This is a genomic window from Capillimicrobium parvum, from assembly GCF_021172045.1.
In the GTDB taxonomy this organism is placed as follows: Bacteria; Actinomycetota; Thermoleophilia; order Solirubrobacterales; family Solirubrobacteraceae; genus Capillimicrobium; species Capillimicrobium parvum.
Genome location: NZ_CP087164.1, coordinates 3896238 through 3911881, shown reverse-complemented (window position 1 = coordinate 3911881; position 15644 = coordinate 3896238). Strand labels below are relative to the sequence as shown.

Genomic DNA, 15644 nt, shown 5'->3' with positions numbered 1-15644 from the left:
TCTGCAACTACTTGCGTGCCGGTACGGTGGCGCCGTGGTCGGCGACGACGTCCTGGGTCGCGCATACGCGCTCGCGCGAGGGTTCCTCGATGGGCTTCGCGAGCGGCCGGTCGGCGGCCGCGAGGCGCCCGCGCTGCGCCGGGCCCTGACCGACGAGGGTGAGGACCCGCTCACCGTCCTCGAGGAGCTCGCCGCGGACGCCGATCCCGGGATCGTGGCGTCCGCCGGACCGCGCTACCTCGGCTTCGTCACCGGCGGCTCCCTGCCGGTCGCCCTCGGCGCCGACTGGCTCGTGTCCGCGTGGGACCAGATGGCCGGCCTGCAGGTCAGCTCGCCGGCGGTCGCCGCCGCCGAGGAGGTCGCGGCCGGGTGGGCGCTCGAACTGCTCGGGCTGCCGGCGAGCGCGAGCGTCGGCTTCACGACCGGTGCGCAGATGGCGAACTTCACCTGCCTGGCTGCGGCCCGCCACGCGGTGCTCGCGCAGGAGGGGTGGGACGTCGAGCGTCGCGGCCTGTTCGCCGCTCCGGAGATCGACGTCGTCGTCGGCGACGAGGTCCACGTCACGGTGCTCAACGCCCTGCGCATGCTCGGGCTCGGGGAGGAGCGCGTCGCTCGGGTCGCCGCGGACGCCGACGGGGCGATGGACCCGGACGCGCTGGCCGCGGCGCTCGACGGGCGCGACGGGCCGGCGATCGTCTGCGCGCAGGCCGGCAACGTCAACACGGGCGCATGCGACCCGCTCGAGCCGATCGCGCGCCTGACCGCGGCGCACGGCGCCTGGCTGCACGTCGACGGTGCGTTCGGCCTGTGGGCGGCGGCGTCGCCGCGCTTCTCGGGCCTCGTGGCCGGACGCGAGCGCGCGGACTCGTGGGCGGTCGATGCGCACAAGTGGCTCAACGTGCCCTACGACTGCGCGCTGGCCGTCGTGTCCGACCCGGTCGCGCACTCGCAGGCCATGGTCGTCGCCGCGCCGTATCTCCAGGCGGCCGGCGCCCGGCGCGAGCCCGCGCACTTCGTGCCCGAGGCGTCGCGCCGCGCCCGATCCGTGCCGGTGTACGCAGCGCTGCGGGCGCTGGGCCGGCGCGGGGTCGCCGAGCTCGTCGAGCGCTGCTGCGATCAGGCCGCGCTCGCGGCGCGGCTGCTGCGCGACGGCGGGATGGACGTCCTCAACGAGGTCGTGCTCAACCAGGTCCTCGTCGCCGGTCCGCCCGACCACGTCGCGCGCATCCAGGCGGACGGGACGTGCTGGCTCGGCGGCACCGTCTGGCGCGGGCGCGAGGCGCTGCGCCTGTCGTTCTCGAACTGGTCGACGACCGACGACGACGTCCGGCGCTGCGTGCGGGCGGTGCTCGACACCCGATGACGCGGCGCTTCGTCGTCGCGATCCTCGGGTTCATGGCGCTCGCCTTCGCGCTGCGCCTGTGGTACGCGTCGGCGTCGCCGATCGTGGGCACGGGCGGCGACCCCGCCTGGTACCACGGCGTCGCCAACCGCCTCGCCGACGGCCTCGGCTTCACGAGCCCGCCGCGGACCGGCGCACGCGTGGGCGCGCCGACCGCCTTCCACCCGCCGCTGTTCCCGCTCCTGCTGGCGGCGGGCTCGGAGCTCGGCCTCGACAGCTTCCGCCAGCACCAGGCGATCGGGTGCCTGCTCGGCGCGCTGACGGTCGGCGGCATCGGCCTCATCGCACGGCGCCTGGCCGGCGAGGTCGCGGGCGCCACCGCGGCTGGGATGGCGGCGATCTACCTGCCGCTCATCGGCGACTCGAGCACGCTGTTCAGCGAGGCGCTGTACGGGCTCACCATCGTCGGGGTGCTGCTCGCCGCGCTGCGGGTGCTCGAACGGCCGACCGTCGCGCATGCCGCGCTCCTCGGGGTCGCGGTGGCCCTCGCCGCGCTGACCCGGGGCGAGGGGCTCGCGCTCATCCTCCTCGCGCTGCCCCTGTGCCGGCGCGGCGGGCCGGGGACGGGCGCCCGGGTCGCGGCGACGCTGGGCGCCTGCGCGATCGTCGTGGCGCCCTGGGCGATCCACTCGAGCGCCGCGATGGACCGGCCGGTGCTGCTCTCGACGAACGTCGGCTCGGCGCTCGCGGGGGCCAACTGCCGGTCGACGTACGGCTCCGGGCCGCTGCAGGGCTCCTGGGATCTCGGCTGCCTGCTGGCCTCCGGGCAGCGCCGCGCGCTCTCGCCCAACGAGGCCGTGCAGTCCGAGCGCTGGCGCCGCGAGGCCGTCGACTACGCGCGCGATCACGCCGGACGCGTCGCGGTCGTCGTCGTCGTCCGCGAGCTGCGCACCTGGAGCCTCTGGAAGCCGCGCGACTCGATCCGCCTCGACGCGTTCGTCTTCGGCCAGCCGCTGCGGTGGGGATGGTGGACGCTCGCGAGCACGTGGGTCGTCCTGGCGCTCGCGGGGTATGGCGCCGTGCTGCTGTGGCGGCGCTCCCGGGCCGAGCTCGCCGTCCTCGCCGCGCCGATCGTGCTCGTCGTCGCCTTCACGGCGGTGACATATGGCGCCTCGCGCTTCCGCGCCGCGGCGGAGATCCCGCTCGTGGTGCTGGCCGCGCTCGCGGCCGTGGAGCTCGTCCGGAGGATCGGGCGGCGCCGCGCGTGGGCGTGAGAGAGGACGACACGAGGGTCCCCGTGGCCTGCACAGGGGCCCTCGCGGCGTGCGTCCGGGGGCGTCGATCTCCCCGGCCCGGCCGAACGTGTCGCGGCCCGGCGCCCCTTCCGACCTGGGGCTTGCCCCGATGATCGGCACCGGGGGCGACGGCTTGAAGGTCGTCGCTCGGATAGCTTCGACACCATGCCCTCCGAGCCCTTCCTGCACGGCGCCGCCAGCGGCGATCCGCTCACCGCCGGACGCCTCAAGGTCCGTGGCGCGGTGCTTCGCGAGATGGGACGCGCCGCGCCCTACGCGCGGTCGCGCCCGCTCGAGATCTGCGAGCTGGAGCTCGCTGGTCCGGGCCCGGGCGAGCTGCTCGTCCGCATCCGGGCGGCCGGCCTGTGCCACTCCGACCTGTCGGTGATCGATGGCTCGCGCCCGCGCGTGATGCCGATGGTGCTCGGCCACGAGGCCAGCGGCGAGGTCGTCGGGACGGGCGAGGGGGTCGGCGACTTCGCGGCCGGCGACCGCGTCGTGCTCACGTTCGTGCCGTCGTGCGGGCACTGCCCGGCGTGCCTCGACGGCCGCGCCGCGCTCTGCGAGCCGGGCGCGGTCGCGAACACCGCCGGCGAGCTGCTCGGCGGCGGCCGGCGCTGGGGCGACCTCGACGGCCATCCGCTCCACCACCATCTCGGCGTCTCGGCGTTCGCCGACCATGTCGTCGTCTCGGCGCGCTCCGCCGTGCGCGTGGGGCCCGACCTGCCGTTCGAGGTCGCCGCCGTGTTCGGCTGCGCGGTGCTCACCGGCGCCGGCGCCGCGCTGCACAGCGCCGAGGTCGGCGTGGGGGAGAGCGTCGCGGTCTTCGGGCTCGGCGGGGTCGGCCTGGCCGCGCTGCTCGGCGCCGTCGCCGCGGGCGCCACGACGATCGTGGCGGTCGACACCATCGCGTCGAAGCTGGACCTCGCGCGCGAGCTGGGCGCGACGCACGCCGTGCCCGCGGGCGAAGCCGCGGTGGCGCAGGTCCGCGAGCTCACCGGCGGCGGCGCCCACAAGGCGATCGAGACGGTCGGCAACGAGCGGGTGCTCGCCGACGCCTACGCCGCGACCCGCCGCGGCGGCACCACGGTCACCGTCGGCCTGCCCGATCCGAGCCGCATGCTCACGATCCCGGCGGTCTCGCTCGTCACCGAGGAGCGCACGCTGCGCGGCTCATACCTGGGCTCGAGCGTGCCCGCCCGCGACGTGCCCCGCTTCGTCGATCTCTACGCCGCAGGCCGCCTGCCCGTGGACCGGCTCCTGACCCACCGGCTCACGCTCGACGAGATCAACGAGGGCTTCGACCGGCTCGCACGCGGCGAAGCCGTGCGCCAGGCCGTCGTGTTCGACTGAGCGGGAACGAGGGACGTCGTTCCCGCGCTCAGCGGGAGCGGTGTGCGGGCCGGTGGCCCTTGCTCGCGTGCAGGCGCTGGTCGGCGACCTGGAACAGCGCGTCCTCGTCGTGCCCGTCGCGCGGGTAGAGCGCCCAGGCCACGGTGAGCGAGAGGGGCGGCGCGTCGGGTGCGGGGCGCACCTCCGAGGCCGCGCGCAGGAGCGCCGAGGACAGCCGCAGCGCCCCGCGCTCGCCCGCGCCCGGAGCGACCAGGGCGAGCTCGTCGCCGCCGATGCGCGCCAGGCAGTCGCCCGGCCGGATGGCGATGCCCGCGCGGAGGGCGAGCTGGCGCAGCACGGCGTCGCCGGCGGTGTGGCCGTAGCGGTCGTTGACGAGCTTGAAGTCGTCGACGTCGACGATGAGGAGCGCGACGCGCGGGGCGGTGTCGCTCGAGCGCCGGCCCTGGGTGGGGGCCCCGGCGGCCCGGAGCGCGTTCGTCAGCGCGAGGTCGAAGCCGCGGCGGTTGGCGAGCCCGGTGAGCGGGTCGACGTGCGCGAGCTCGCGCTGGCGGCGCTCCGCGGAGATGAGCCGGCCCTTGAGCGCCTGCAGCGTCAGCGTGAAGCCCTCGCATGCGAGCGCGAACGCGAGGACCCGCGCCAGCGCCAGGTCCTCGTCGATCGGCGTGTAGATGAGCGGGCTCGCAGCGGCGAGCACGAGCGCGCTGATCCCGATCCACGCCATCCGGGTCGGGAAGAAGTAGGCGATGTAGAGCATCGCCAGCGGCAGGATCGGGGTGACGTAGGAGTTGATCCCGCCGGTGGCCCACAGGCCAAGGGCGAGGAGCGGCTGGAAGGCGAGGACCGCCGCGACGTGCCAGTTGATCGACAGCCTCGCCCAGGGGATGACGCCCCACAGGCAGGCGGCGCCGTACGCACCCAGGCCCGCGACGAGCGCCCAGACGAGGCCGCTGTGGTCGTGCGGGACGCCCGGCACCAGCTGGCCGGCGCCGGCGACCGCGGCGGCGAGCAGCCAGAGCGCCCCGCCCCAGCGCGCCATCGTCGCGCGCTCGTCGCGCTCGGCGGGCACCAGGGGGACGGGCGGCAGCTCGGTCGCTGACGTGACGAGGGTGAAGCGGCGGGGTGTGCTCATGGGGCTCGTGGAGACGGCGCGTCATCCGGTGACGACTATCCGTATCCATTTGATGACTATGAGTATCGTCGGAAGAAGGTGAGTATTTCAACCCCTCGCCCACGTCAGGTCGCCTGATACGAGCGGATACGCGCCAAATTGCGTCGCAGACACCTCGATCATCCGTCCAGTTCGCCCTCCGCCCCGGCACGCGCGACCACCGGCCGCGCGCGGGTCGTCAGGGGGCGTCGCCGTTGCGCGCTTCGTCCTCGGCGCGCTTGACGAGCTGCGACAGCGACACGCCGAGGCCGGCCGCGATGGTGGCGAGGGTCTTCCACGTCGGGTTGCGCTCGCCCCGTTCGATTCCCCCCAGGTAGGTGCGGTGCAGCCCCGTGCGCACGGCAAGCTCGTCCTGCGCAAGCCGGCGCGATTGGCGCAGGAGCCGGACCGCGCGGCCGAGCGCCTCGAGGGAGGGGGCGTCCTCTGACATGCGCGCCGGACGCTACCTACGGTAGACGGGGGCCGGAAGCCAGGCTTCCGACCCCCGTCGGTCCGATGGGGGTATTACGGCTTCAGGATCATGGGCACCTCCTTGTCATTCGGCCTACCGGGCGCCGGTCCTCGGCTCGCCACGGCACGTGAAGTCTGCTAGAAGCATCAAGCAATCGCCGGCCTCTGACCGGTCGCACGAAGAAAGGATCGAGATGTCCACCACGGACCGGGCGCCGCAGTTGGCGCGGTCGATCGCCCATCCACTGCGCATTCGCATCATCTCCGCCCTCGACGGCGGCTCGGTCGGTCTGGACGCCCTCTCCGCCGAGGTCGGCGCCGATCGCCGCACCGTCCAGCGTCACGCGCGCGTGCTCGAGCGCGCTGGCCTGCTGTGCAGCATGCGCACGTCGCGCGGCATCACGTACGAGCTCGCCCGCCTGCCCTTCTTCGACGACACCGAGTACGGCTCCATCTCCACGGCCGCGCGCGAGGCGGCGGTCGCCGCGACGCTCGCCCACACGCAGACGGCCACGCTCGCCGCGCTCGAGGCGGGCGGGTTCGACCGCACGGACATCCACCTCAGCCGCTCGTCGCTGACCGTCAGCGAGGAGCAGTGGACGACCCTCACCCGCGAGTTCGCCGGCCTGCTCGAGCGCATCGAGGCGCTCCAGGAGGAGGCGGCCCAGCAGCCCGCGGACGCGCACGACGGCTCGCCGGTCAACGCCGGCGCCATCCTCATGCTGTTCGAGCGCGCGCCGAGCGGCGGCGGCCGGTCGCACGGCCACGACGACGATGCGTCGTTCTCGGCCGACGAGGCCCTCGACCGGTCCTGGAGCATGTGCGAGGACATGCTGCAGTCGTTGACGAGCCCGCGCACCGACTGGGCGCTGGTCGCCAGCATGGCCGACCAGCTCCGCGTCGTGGCAGCGGCCGCGCACGCGGCGGAGGCGCGCACCCTGGAGGCGCGCATCCCCGAGCGCGAGCTCGTGCCGGTCGACTGAGCCCCCGCCCGCCACGGTCATGCTTCGTGGCGGGCCAGGTAGACGCACTTGTGGTGGACGGTCTCGTCGACCGGCCGGCTGAGCTGGACGCCCGGAGCCTGGCCGATCATGTCCACGCACTGCAGCCCGGCCTCGGCGAGGCACGCGCGGATCGTCTCGTCGCTGAAGTGCCGCTGCTCATGGCGGCTCGTCGTTCGTGACCAGCGCCCGTCGGCCTCGAGCACGAACGTGTCGAGCATGGCGCTGTAGGCGCTGTCCGGCTCGCCGGCCGCCTCCTGTCCCGCCCGCCAGCAGAACACCGCGTCGGGCGACTCCGCGACGAAGTCGCTGGCGAACGACGTCTCGTAGGCGAGCATCGTGTTGACGTCGAACAGGTACAGCCCGTCGGGGGCGAGGACCCGCTCCACGGACTCGAACGCGGCCAGCAGGTCGTCGCGGGTCGTGAGGTAGTTGACCGCATCGTCCAGGCAGGTGACGAGGTCGAACGTGTCCAGGTCGCCGGGCAGGTCGCGCATGTCGGCGACGAAGACGTCGGCCGTCGGACCGAGGCGCTCGCGGGCGATCGCGACCATCCCCGGAGAGATGTCGCAGGCGGTCACCGCATAGCCGCGCAGGAGCATCGGCCGGGCGCTCTTGCCCGTCCCGCAGCCCACGTCGAGCAGTCGATAGCCGCCGATCCCATGCTCTTCGACGATGCCGTCGAGGCGCCTCAGCCAGCGGTCGTGATCGTGCTCGGCGGTGAAGACGTCGTACGTCGGAGCGAGGGCCTCGTAGGCAGCCAAGGCCGGTGTATTGGAGAGCGTTTGCATGTCCAATACAAAGCAGACTGTGGCGCTCAGCCAAAAAGTTGCCTCTGTGCAGGTGTTTTTCGGGCCAAAAGTGCCTGCGCGGCGTGCAGCGGGCGCCAACTTGCGTGCAGGCGGCCTCACGTGCGCGCGGAACGGGCGTTCCAGCCTGCGCGCACTTCCCCCTCGGAGGAGGGCGTTTTGCCGACGCTGACCACGGCTGCGGCGGCGGTGCCGTGAAGCCGATCCCGCGCATGTCCGCGGCCTGATCCTCACGCGCCCTTGTCGAAAACCGCAAGGGTGCGCTCCCGAGCGGTCGAGCAGCGGGCTTGTCCTGACCTACGGTGATCGCACTTCGGAAAAAGGGAGAGCGCCCATGTCACGGCTGCCGCTGACCGCACCGGACGAGCTGGACGGATATCTGCGCGAGCTGCACGAGTCGGTGCCCGACGAGGACTGGTCCTCGCGCCACGTCGCCCGCGCCTTCGCGCCGGCGCCCGAGCTGCTCGAGATGTACCTGACGCGCTTCTACTACCCCTGGCACACGAGCAGCGGGGACGCGGAGCCGTTCGCCCGCCTGTCCGCCCGGCAGAAGGAGCTCGTGCGGCTGCGGATCGCCACGCTCAACGGGTGCCGGACGTGCAAGGCCGCGCGGCTGGCCGTCGACAGCGTCGACGAGGCCGAGGCGATCGGCATCGACGGCTACGAGGGGTCCGACGCGTACTCGCCCGCGGAGAAGGCGGCGGTTGCCTTCGCGGAGCGCCTCGCGCTCGAGCACCACGACATCGACGACCGCGACATCGCCGCGCTGCGCGAGCACTTCGACGACGCGCAGATCCTCGAGCTCATGATGATGGCCGGGCAGTACATCGGCTTCGGGCGGATGCTCGCCGTGCTGTCGCTCGAGACCACCGCCTGCCCGCTGCCCCGGAGCTGACGATGGCCGAGGATCTCTGTTTCCTGACCGCGCTCGAGCTGCGCGATCGCATCCGCTCGCGCGACGTCACGCCGAGCGACGTCGCCGAGGCGGTGCTGGAGCGGATCGCCCGCATCGACGGCGACATGAACGCGTTCGTCGTCCACGACCCCGACCAGGTGCGCGCCGACGCGCGCGCCCTCACCGACGCCATGGCCGACGGCGGTGAGCTCGGCCCGCTGCACGGCGTGCCGTACTCCATCAAGGAGCTGACGTCGATCGCCGGCCTGCCGCTGACGTTCGGGCTCATGCCGCTGAAGGACAACGTCGGCACGCGGGACGCGGCGGTGTACCGGCGGATGCGCGACGCGGGCGGGCTGTTTCTCGGCAAGACGAACTCGCCGGAGAGCGGCTACTACGGCGGCACCGACAACCACATCTTCGGCGCAACCCACAACGCGTGGCGCCAGGGCCTGACGCCGGGCGGCTCCAGCGGCGGTGCGGCGGCCGCGGTCGCCGCGGGTCTCGGGCCGCTGGCCGAGGGCAGCGACGGCGCCGGGTCCGTGCGGATCCCCGCCTCGCTGAACGGCGTGGTGGGCCTCAAGCCGTCGATCGGCCGCATTCCGCAGACCGTGCTCGCGGGCCGCCACCACACGTGGGCGTTCCACGGCCCGATCACGCGCACGGTCGCCGACGCGGGGCTCATGATGGACGTCGTCGCGGGCCCCGACCCCGAGGACCCGCTGACGCTGCCCGACGCGAGCGGCGGCTTCCTCGCCGCCACCGAGCGCGACGTCTCGGGCCTGCGCATCGCCTGGTCGCCGGATCTCGGCTTCGCGCAGGTCGACCCCGAGGTGGTCGAGATCTGCGCCCGCGCGGTGCGCGCGTTCGAGGAGCTCGGCTGCACGATCGTCGAGGCCGACCCCGGCTGGGACGACCCCGAACAGGCGATGTGGGAGGGCGTCTGGCTGCCCGGCTTCGCCTCGGAGTGGGAGATGGTCGACGACTGGGAGGCATGGCGCGGGCAGGTCGACGACGACCTCATCGACCTCCTGCACGAGGGGGCGCAGCTGCCGACGGTGCGGGCGTCGGTGGCCGGCGACGCCCGCGGGGCCCACTACGACCGCTTCGCGGCGTTCATGGCCGACCACGACCTGCTCGCCAGCCCGACGCTCGCCTCGCCGGCGTTCGGGGCCGACGAGTTCTGCCCGCCGCATCTGCAGGACGAGCCGCTGCGGCGGCGCCTGCTCGGCTGGCTGCTGACCTACCCGTACAACATGACCGGGACCCCGGCGATCACGGTCCCCGCGGGCTTCACCGGCGACGGCCGGCCGGTCGGCCTCCAGCTCGCCGGCGGCCTGCACGCCGACCGCGAGGTGCTGCAGGCGGCGGCGTCCTTCGAGCGAGCGCGGCCGTGGGCCGACAAGTGGCCGGAGCGCTGAGCGCGGCGGAGGATCAGAACAACCAGCGGTCCGAGGCCCCGAGGTACATCGCCGCGTTGCGGACGGCGAAGTCGCCCTGCTGCGCCGAGATGTGCTGGCGGTACATCGTCACGTCGCGGAAGTAGCGGCCGAGGCGCTCGCCGCGGCCGGACGTGCTCGACGTCGCGCGGTGCACGAGCGTCTCGACGGCGCCGGCGGCCAGGCCGCCCGCCTGCTGGATGAGCGCCCACCAGCGGGCGTCCTGGCGGACGTCGACCGGCTCGCCGCGCGCGACCGACTGCTCGAGCGCCTCCTGGTACTGGTCGGCGAAGCCGTACAGGATGGTCTCCGCGGCGTCGGTCATCGCCATCGCCTGGCCGTACGCGCGCTGGTCCTCGTGGAACCGGTAGCGCGGGATCTGCGGCTGGAAGGTCGTCGGCTTCTCGCGGATGTGGTCGGCGAAGGCGTCGAGCGCGGCGCGCGCCGCCCCGATCACCGGCACGACGAGCGACGTGTGGTACGGCCCGCCCGCGCGGCCGAGGTACAGGGGGTTGCCGTACAGCTCCAGGCCCGGGGTGGGGAACTTCGGCTCGAACCAGTCGAACGGCACCACGAAGCGCTCGGGGACGAACACGTCCTCGCCGACGAACGTGTTCGAGCCGCTCGAGTGCATCCCGAGCACCGTGCCCGCTCGCGCGCCCCAGTCGTCGAGCACCGTCACCTGGCTGCGCGGCATCGCGAACACGTACGGCATGGGCGGGTCGTCGCCGGCGATGAAGCCGGTGGCGAACACCCACGTCGCGTACGGCACGCCCGACGCATAGGGCCACCGCCCGCTGACCTGATAGCCGCCGTCGACGCGCCGGCCCTCACCGGTCGGTGCGGCGGGGTGCGGGCAGCGGAAGTCGCCGTCCGGCCCGAACATCTCGGCCTGCGCCTGCTCGGGGAAGTGGCTGGCCACGAGCCAGGCGTGGCTGGAGCCCAGCGTCAGGCACCAGCCGGTCCCGGGGTCCCCCGTGGAGATGATGACCATCGTCTCCAGGAAGGTGCGCAAGCCGAACTCGTAGCCGCCGAAGCGCCGCGGCTGCGTGGTGCGCGAGAAGCCCGCCTTCAGGAACGCCTCGTGCACGGTCTCGGAGTAGTGCCCGCGCTCCTCGGCCTCGTCCTGCTGCTCGCGCAGCATCGGGACGAGCGCGCGGGCCCGGGCGATCATGTCGGCGGGCGTGAGATCCGGCTCGGGGACCGGGATCGAGTCGGGGACGGTCGCTGAAGCCTCCATGCTCAGGTTGTTACCGGGTCTCGCGCGGCTGCGTGGCGGGTAGCGGGCAACTGTGCAGCGACGTGCAAGCTTCCACGCTCAGGCGGTCAACCCCTGCACGCTCGCCGTCCGGCGGAGGATCGGCGGGCCGCTGGCAGAATGGAGAGCGATGACCGGCTGCGCGAGCCGACAGCCATGACGCGCCGACAGCGGGCCCTGCGGCGCCGCCGTGGCCGTGGGCACCCAGCACGCTGGACGGTGCTGGCGGTCGTCGTGACGATCGTCACCGCGGTCGGTGCCGCCGCGGCGGTCGCCGCGTCGTGGGTGATCGGCGTCATCGACGACACCCCGGACATCGCGCATCTCAAGCCCAAGCCGCAGGGCGCGATCTCCACCGTGTACGCCGCCGACGGCACGCGGCTGGGCTTCATCTCCTCCGACACGCTGCGTTCGCGCGTAGGCGCCGGGCGCATTCCCGACGTGGTCCGCAAGGCGACGGTGGCGATCGAGGACCGCCGCTTCTACGAGCACGGCGGCGTCGACTACGTCGGCATCGGCCGCGCCGCGCTGAAGAACATCTCCAAGGGCAGGTCGCTGCAGGGCGGCTCGACGCTGACGATGCAGCTCGTGCGCAACCTCTACACGCCGAGCACCCGCAACCAGAAGACGCTCACCCGCAAGATCCGCGAGGCGAAGCTGGCCGACGAGCTCGAGCAGGAGCACACGAAGGGCTGGATCCTCGACTCGTACCTCAACAACGTGCCGTACGGGACCGTCGGCGGGCAGACCGCGGTCGGCATCGAAGCGGCGGCGCGCATCTTCTTCGACACGCCGGCCTCGCGGCTGACGCTGCCGCAGGCCGCGCTGCTGGCGGGCCTGCCGCAGGCGCCGTCGGAGTACAACCCGTTCCAGGACCAGCGGGCGGCGAAGAAGCGCCGCGGCGAGGTGCTCGACGCGATGGTCAAGTCGCGCTACATCACGCCGGCGCAGGCGGCGCGGGCCAAGGCGAGGAAGCTGGGCGTCCACCACAACACCTACTACCAGCAGCGCCGCGAGCAGTTCTTCTTCGACTACGTCAAGCAGGAGCTCATCAAGCGCTACGGCGTGGCGACCGTGCGCCGCGGCGGCCTGCGCGTCTACACCACCGTCGACCTGCACCTGCAGGAGCTCGCGCGCCAGGCCATCGCCGACCACCTCAACCAGCCCGGCCAGCCCTCGGCCGCCCTCGTGACGGTCGACCCGCGCAACGGCCACATCCTCGCCATGGCCTCGTCGGCGACGTATGGCCCGACCGTCTTCAACTACGCCACCCAGGCCTTCCGCCAGCCCGGCTCGACGTTCAAGGGCATCGACCTGATGGCCGCCGTGCGCCTGGGCATCGATCCGGACACGACGTACTACGACTCGCACGAGCTCATGCCGGGCTGGGACCCGGTCGAACCGACGTGGCACGTGCAGACCGACGACCACAGCTATCGCGGCAGCGTCAGCCTGACGAACGCGATCATCGCCTCCGACAACACGGTGTACGCGCAGCTCGGCGCGGACATCACGCCGGAGCGCGTGCGCAAGGCGGCCTACGACATGGGCATCACGTCGCACCTGAACGCCTATCCCGCCGAGGCGATCGGCGGCCTGCGGCGCGGGGTGTCACCGCTCGAGATGGCCGATGCCTACGCGACGATCGCCGACGGCGGCTGGCGCAACCGCGTCACCGCCATCGCGAAGGTCGTCCATCCCGACGGCACGGTCGACCACCCCGGCGTGGGCAGGCGGCGCAAGGAGTTCACCGACGGGCAGACGGCGAAGGTCATCGGCGCGCTGAAGGGGGTGCTGGTCAGCGGGACGGCGGCGGGCCAGGGGATCGGCTGCCCGGCGGCGGGCAAGACCGGGACGACGAGCAGCTTCACCGACGCGTGGTTCGTCGGCTTCACGCCGCGGCTGTCGACCGCCGTGTGGGTCGGCTACCCGAAGGAGACGACGTCGATGACCGCGGTGCCGGGCTACGGCGAGGTCTTCGGCGGCACGCTGCCCGCGCCGATCTGGCACGAGTACATGGCGGCGGCGAAGGGCAGCTACTGCGGGGAGTTCCCGAAGCCGAAGCATCCGTTCGTCGCCTCGGACTTCCATGGGAGCTTCGAGAGCGGCCATCGCGGCGGGCAGAGCGGCACCGGAACCGGCACGGACGGCACCGGCACCGGCACGGGCACCGGCACCACGACCCCGCCGGGAACGACCACCACCGCGCCGGGGGCGACCACCACCGCGCCGGGGGCGACCACCACCGCGCCCGCGACGACGGGGGCGGGCGGCACCGGCAGCGGCACCGGCAGCGGCACCGGCGCCACCGGGTCGCCGGACGGCTACAGCACGGCCGGGGGCGGCACCGGCGGCGGCGATGCCGGGACCGGCGGCCCTACAGGTGGGGCGGCGCCCCCGGGCTGACCTCGACGCGCGTGTCGGAGAACACCGGCGCGCGGCCCATGTCGGCAAAGCCGATCTCGGTTACCGCGTTGACGGTGGCGCCGGCGTTGCCGTGGATCCAGAACCCGACGGGCGAGACCACCACGCCGCGCGCGACGTCCGCGCTGAGTTGGGCGCGGCCGTGCATGCTGCCGCGCGCGCTCGCCAGCGTGACGGGGTCGCCGTCGGCGATCGCCCGCTCGGCCGCGTCGAGCGGGTGCAGGATGACCGGCTGGCTGCCGCCCATGAGCCGCAGCTGGCGGTCCATGTTGCCGTAGGACGAGTTCAGGAACGCGTGCGCCTTCGGCGTGAGCAGCGTCAGCGGGAACGCGCCGTCGTCGTCGGGCGGCGCGACGTACGCGGGCAGCGGGTCGACCGGCGCGCCGGACTGCTCCTCGCCGTACCACTGGCGGAAGAACGGCACGACGTAGTCGCCGAGCTGCTCGGCCAGCGACGCATAAAGCTCGCACTTGCCCGACGGCGTCGGGAAGCCGCCCTCGGCGTGCGGCGCGTACTCCGACGGTGGCGGGATGCTGAGCCGCGCCCATCCGGTCTCGCGCAGCGTGTCGAGGCTGATGCCCTCCAGGCTCGGGTGCGACCAGTCGAGCGCCACATCGCGGATGACCTGCTCGTCGCTCATCGCGAAGATCTCGTCGTCGAAGCCCATCCGGCGCGCGAGCCGGCCGAACATCTCGCGGTTGGAGACGGCCTCGCCGAGCGGCTCGACGGCCGGCAGGTTCAGCGTGAGGTACATCTGGCCCCACGAGAACACCAGGTCGGTCTGCTCGGCCTGCGTCGTGTTCGGCAGCACGATGTCGGCGTGGCGGGCGGTGTCGGTGAGGAACTGCTCGCCGACGACGCAGAAGAGGTCCTCGCGGCGCAGGCCCTCGAGCACGCGCTGCTGGTCCGCGACGACGACGGCGGGGTTCGTGTTGTAGACGAACAGCGCCTTGACCGGCGGGTCGAGCGCGAGCCCGCCGGTGAGCGCGGCACCGAGCTGCCACTGGTTGACCACGCGTGTGCCCGGGCGGATCCAGTCCGGCCGGCTCATCGCGAGCCCGTTGACCGGGAACGCGTAGTGCGTCAGCTGCAGGATGCCGCCGCCGGGGTGGCGCCACGCGCCGGTGAGCGCGGGCAGCGCGGTGATCGCGCGCACGGCCTGGCCGCCGCTGTGGTGGCGTTCGATCGCGACGCCGACGCGGATGGCCGCAGGCTGCGTGGTGGCGTAGACGCGGGCGAGGCGCTCGACGTCGGCCGCGGACACGCCGGTGATGCGCTCGACCACGTCGGGCGGGTACTCGGTCAGCCGCTCGCGCAGCGGGTCGAAGCCCACGGTGTGGCGCTCGACGTAGTCGTCGTCCAGCAGGCCGTCGCGGACGATGACGTGGGCCATGCCGAGCGCCAGCGCCGCGTCGGTGCCCGGGCGGATGGGGATGTGCCAGTCCGCGCGCCGCGCCGTTCGCGTGCGCATCGGATCGATCGCGATGACCGTCGCCCCGTCGCGCTGGGCCTGGGCGATGAACTTCCACATGTGCAGGTTCGTGCTCTGCACGTTGCACGCCCACAGCAGGATGCAGCGGGAGTGGGCGAAGCTCTCGGGGTCCATCCCGGCGGTCGGGCCGACCGTCATCGTGTACGCGGTCGACGAGCCCGAGTCGCAGAACGTGCGCTCGCCGACGGTCGCGCCGAGGCGGTGGAAGAACGGGTCGCCGACGGCGAGGCCGTTGAGCATGCCCTGCGTGCCGAGGTAGCTGTAGGGCAGGATCGCCTCGGGGCCGTGCTCGTCCGCGATGGCGGTGAAGCGCTCGGCGATCTCGTCGAGGGCGTCGTCCCACGAGACGCGTTCGAAGCGGCCGTCGCCCTTGGGGCCGGTGCGCCGAAGCGGGTGCAGGACCCGGTCGGGGCTGTTGACCCGGTTCTCGTAGTCGTTGACCTTCGGGCACAGCGCGCCCGCCGTGAAGGGGTGGTCCGGATCGGCGCGGACGCCGGTCACGACGCCGCCTTCGACGGTGACGAGCATCGCGCAGGTGTCGGGGCAGTCATGCGGGCAGGCGCCGCGGACCTCGGTCGGCGCGGTGGGGTCGGCGATGGCCATGTGCGTGTCCTATCGCTTCCGCGGCGTTCCGTGGGGCATCCGTGCAGCGCCGTGCCAGGGATGCGCTCAGACGGTCAAGCAGCGCGTGCGCGACACTGGCGTCATGCCGGGGACC

The 15644-nt window shown here is 73.3% G+C and carries 12 protein-coding genes; 7 read left to right on the top strand and 5 right to left on the bottom strand.

Going from position 1 to position 15644, the window contains the following annotated elements:
* The first annotated feature begins 34 nt into the window (after nt 1-34).
* From DSM104329_RS19055 to DSM104329_RS19045, 3 genes are all read left to right on the top strand, one after another.
* Entirely contained in the window at nt 35-1363 is a 1329-nt protein-coding gene (locus tag DSM104329_RS19055) for a pyridoxal phosphate-dependent decarboxylase family protein (RefSeq protein WP_259311435.1), read from the top strand.
* Nucleotides 1360-2616, top strand: a complete 1257-nt coding sequence (locus tag DSM104329_RS19050; RefSeq protein ID WP_259311434.1) for an ArnT family glycosyltransferase — start codon at nt 1360-1362, stop codon at nt 2614-2616. The genes DSM104329_RS19055 and DSM104329_RS19050 overlap by 4 nt, the downstream gene beginning before the upstream one ends.
* 186 nt (nt 2617-2802) lie before the next feature.
* The gene (locus tag DSM104329_RS19045) at nt 2803-3990 is read left to right on the top strand and encodes a zinc-dependent alcohol dehydrogenase family protein (RefSeq protein ID WP_259311433.1); all 1188 of its coding nucleotides are present in this window, start codon (nt 2803-2805) and stop codon (nt 3988-3990) included.
* Nucleotides 3991-4018: 28 nt separating this feature from the next.
* On the opposite strand, the gene DSM104329_RS19040 is transcribed toward DSM104329_RS19045, so the two are convergent.
* Nucleotides 4019-5119 carry a GGDEF domain-containing protein gene (locus DSM104329_RS19040; protein ID WP_259311432.1) on the bottom strand — a complete coding sequence of 367 codons (1101 nt, stop codon included), beginning with the start codon at nt 5117-5119 and terminating at the stop codon, nt 4019-4021.
* Nucleotides 5120-5336: 217 nt separating this feature from the next.
* On the bottom strand, nt 5337-5588 hold the full coding sequence (locus DSM104329_RS19035) for a helix-turn-helix domain-containing protein (protein ID WP_259311431.1): 252 nt from the start codon (nt 5586-5588) through the stop codon (nt 5337-5339).
* Nucleotides 5589-5802: 214 nt separating this feature from the next.
* Between DSM104329_RS19035 and DSM104329_RS19030 the strand changes: the two genes are divergently transcribed.
* The gene (locus DSM104329_RS19030) at nt 5803-6591 is read left to right on the top strand and encodes an ArsR/SmtB family transcription factor (RefSeq protein WP_259311430.1); all 789 of its coding nucleotides are present in this window, start codon (nt 5803-5805) and stop codon (nt 6589-6591) included.
* A gap of 17 nt (nt 6592-6608) precedes the next feature.
* Here DSM104329_RS19030 and DSM104329_RS19025 read toward each other — a convergent pair whose 3' ends face one another.
* Nucleotides 6609-7373, bottom strand: coding sequence for a class I SAM-dependent DNA methyltransferase (locus DSM104329_RS19025; RefSeq protein WP_259311429.1), 765 nt, complete (start codon nt 7371-7373; stop codon nt 6609-6611).
* A 379-nt stretch (nt 7374-7752) separates the two neighbouring features.
* Between DSM104329_RS19025 and DSM104329_RS19020 the strand changes: the two genes are divergently transcribed.
* Both DSM104329_RS19020 and DSM104329_RS19015 read left to right on the top strand, forming a co-directional pair.
* A complete protein-coding gene (locus tag DSM104329_RS19020; RefSeq protein WP_259311428.1) occupies nt 7753-8313 on the top strand; it encodes a carboxymuconolactone decarboxylase family protein in 561 nt (186 codons plus the stop codon).
* A 2-nt stretch (nt 8314-8315) separates the two neighbouring features.
* Nucleotides 8316-9734: an amidase gene (locus tag DSM104329_RS19015; protein WP_259311427.1), complete on the top strand. Its 1419-nt coding sequence runs from the start codon at nt 8316-8318 to the stop codon at nt 9732-9734.
* 13 nt (nt 9735-9747) lie between these two features.
* On the opposite strand, the gene DSM104329_RS19010 is transcribed toward DSM104329_RS19015, so the two are convergent.
* Nucleotides 9748-10992: an acyl-CoA dehydrogenase family protein gene (locus DSM104329_RS19010; RefSeq protein ID WP_259311426.1), complete on the bottom strand. Its 1245-nt coding sequence runs from the start codon at nt 10990-10992 to the stop codon at nt 9748-9750.
* A gap of 237 nt (nt 10993-11229) precedes the next feature.
* Between DSM104329_RS19010 and DSM104329_RS19005 the strand changes: the two genes are divergently transcribed.
* Entirely contained in the window at nt 11230-13416 is a 2187-nt protein-coding gene (locus DSM104329_RS19005; protein WP_259311425.1) for a transglycosylase domain-containing protein, read from the top strand.
* Here DSM104329_RS19005 and DSM104329_RS19000 read toward each other — a convergent pair.
* Nucleotides 13388-15529 (bottom strand): molybdopterin-containing oxidoreductase family protein, encoded by a 2142-nt coding sequence (locus DSM104329_RS19000; protein ID WP_259311424.1) that lies wholly within the window; start codon nt 15527-15529, stop codon nt 13388-13390. The genes DSM104329_RS19005 and DSM104329_RS19000 overlap by 29 nt on opposite strands.
* Nucleotides 15530-15644: the final 115 nt, after the last annotated feature.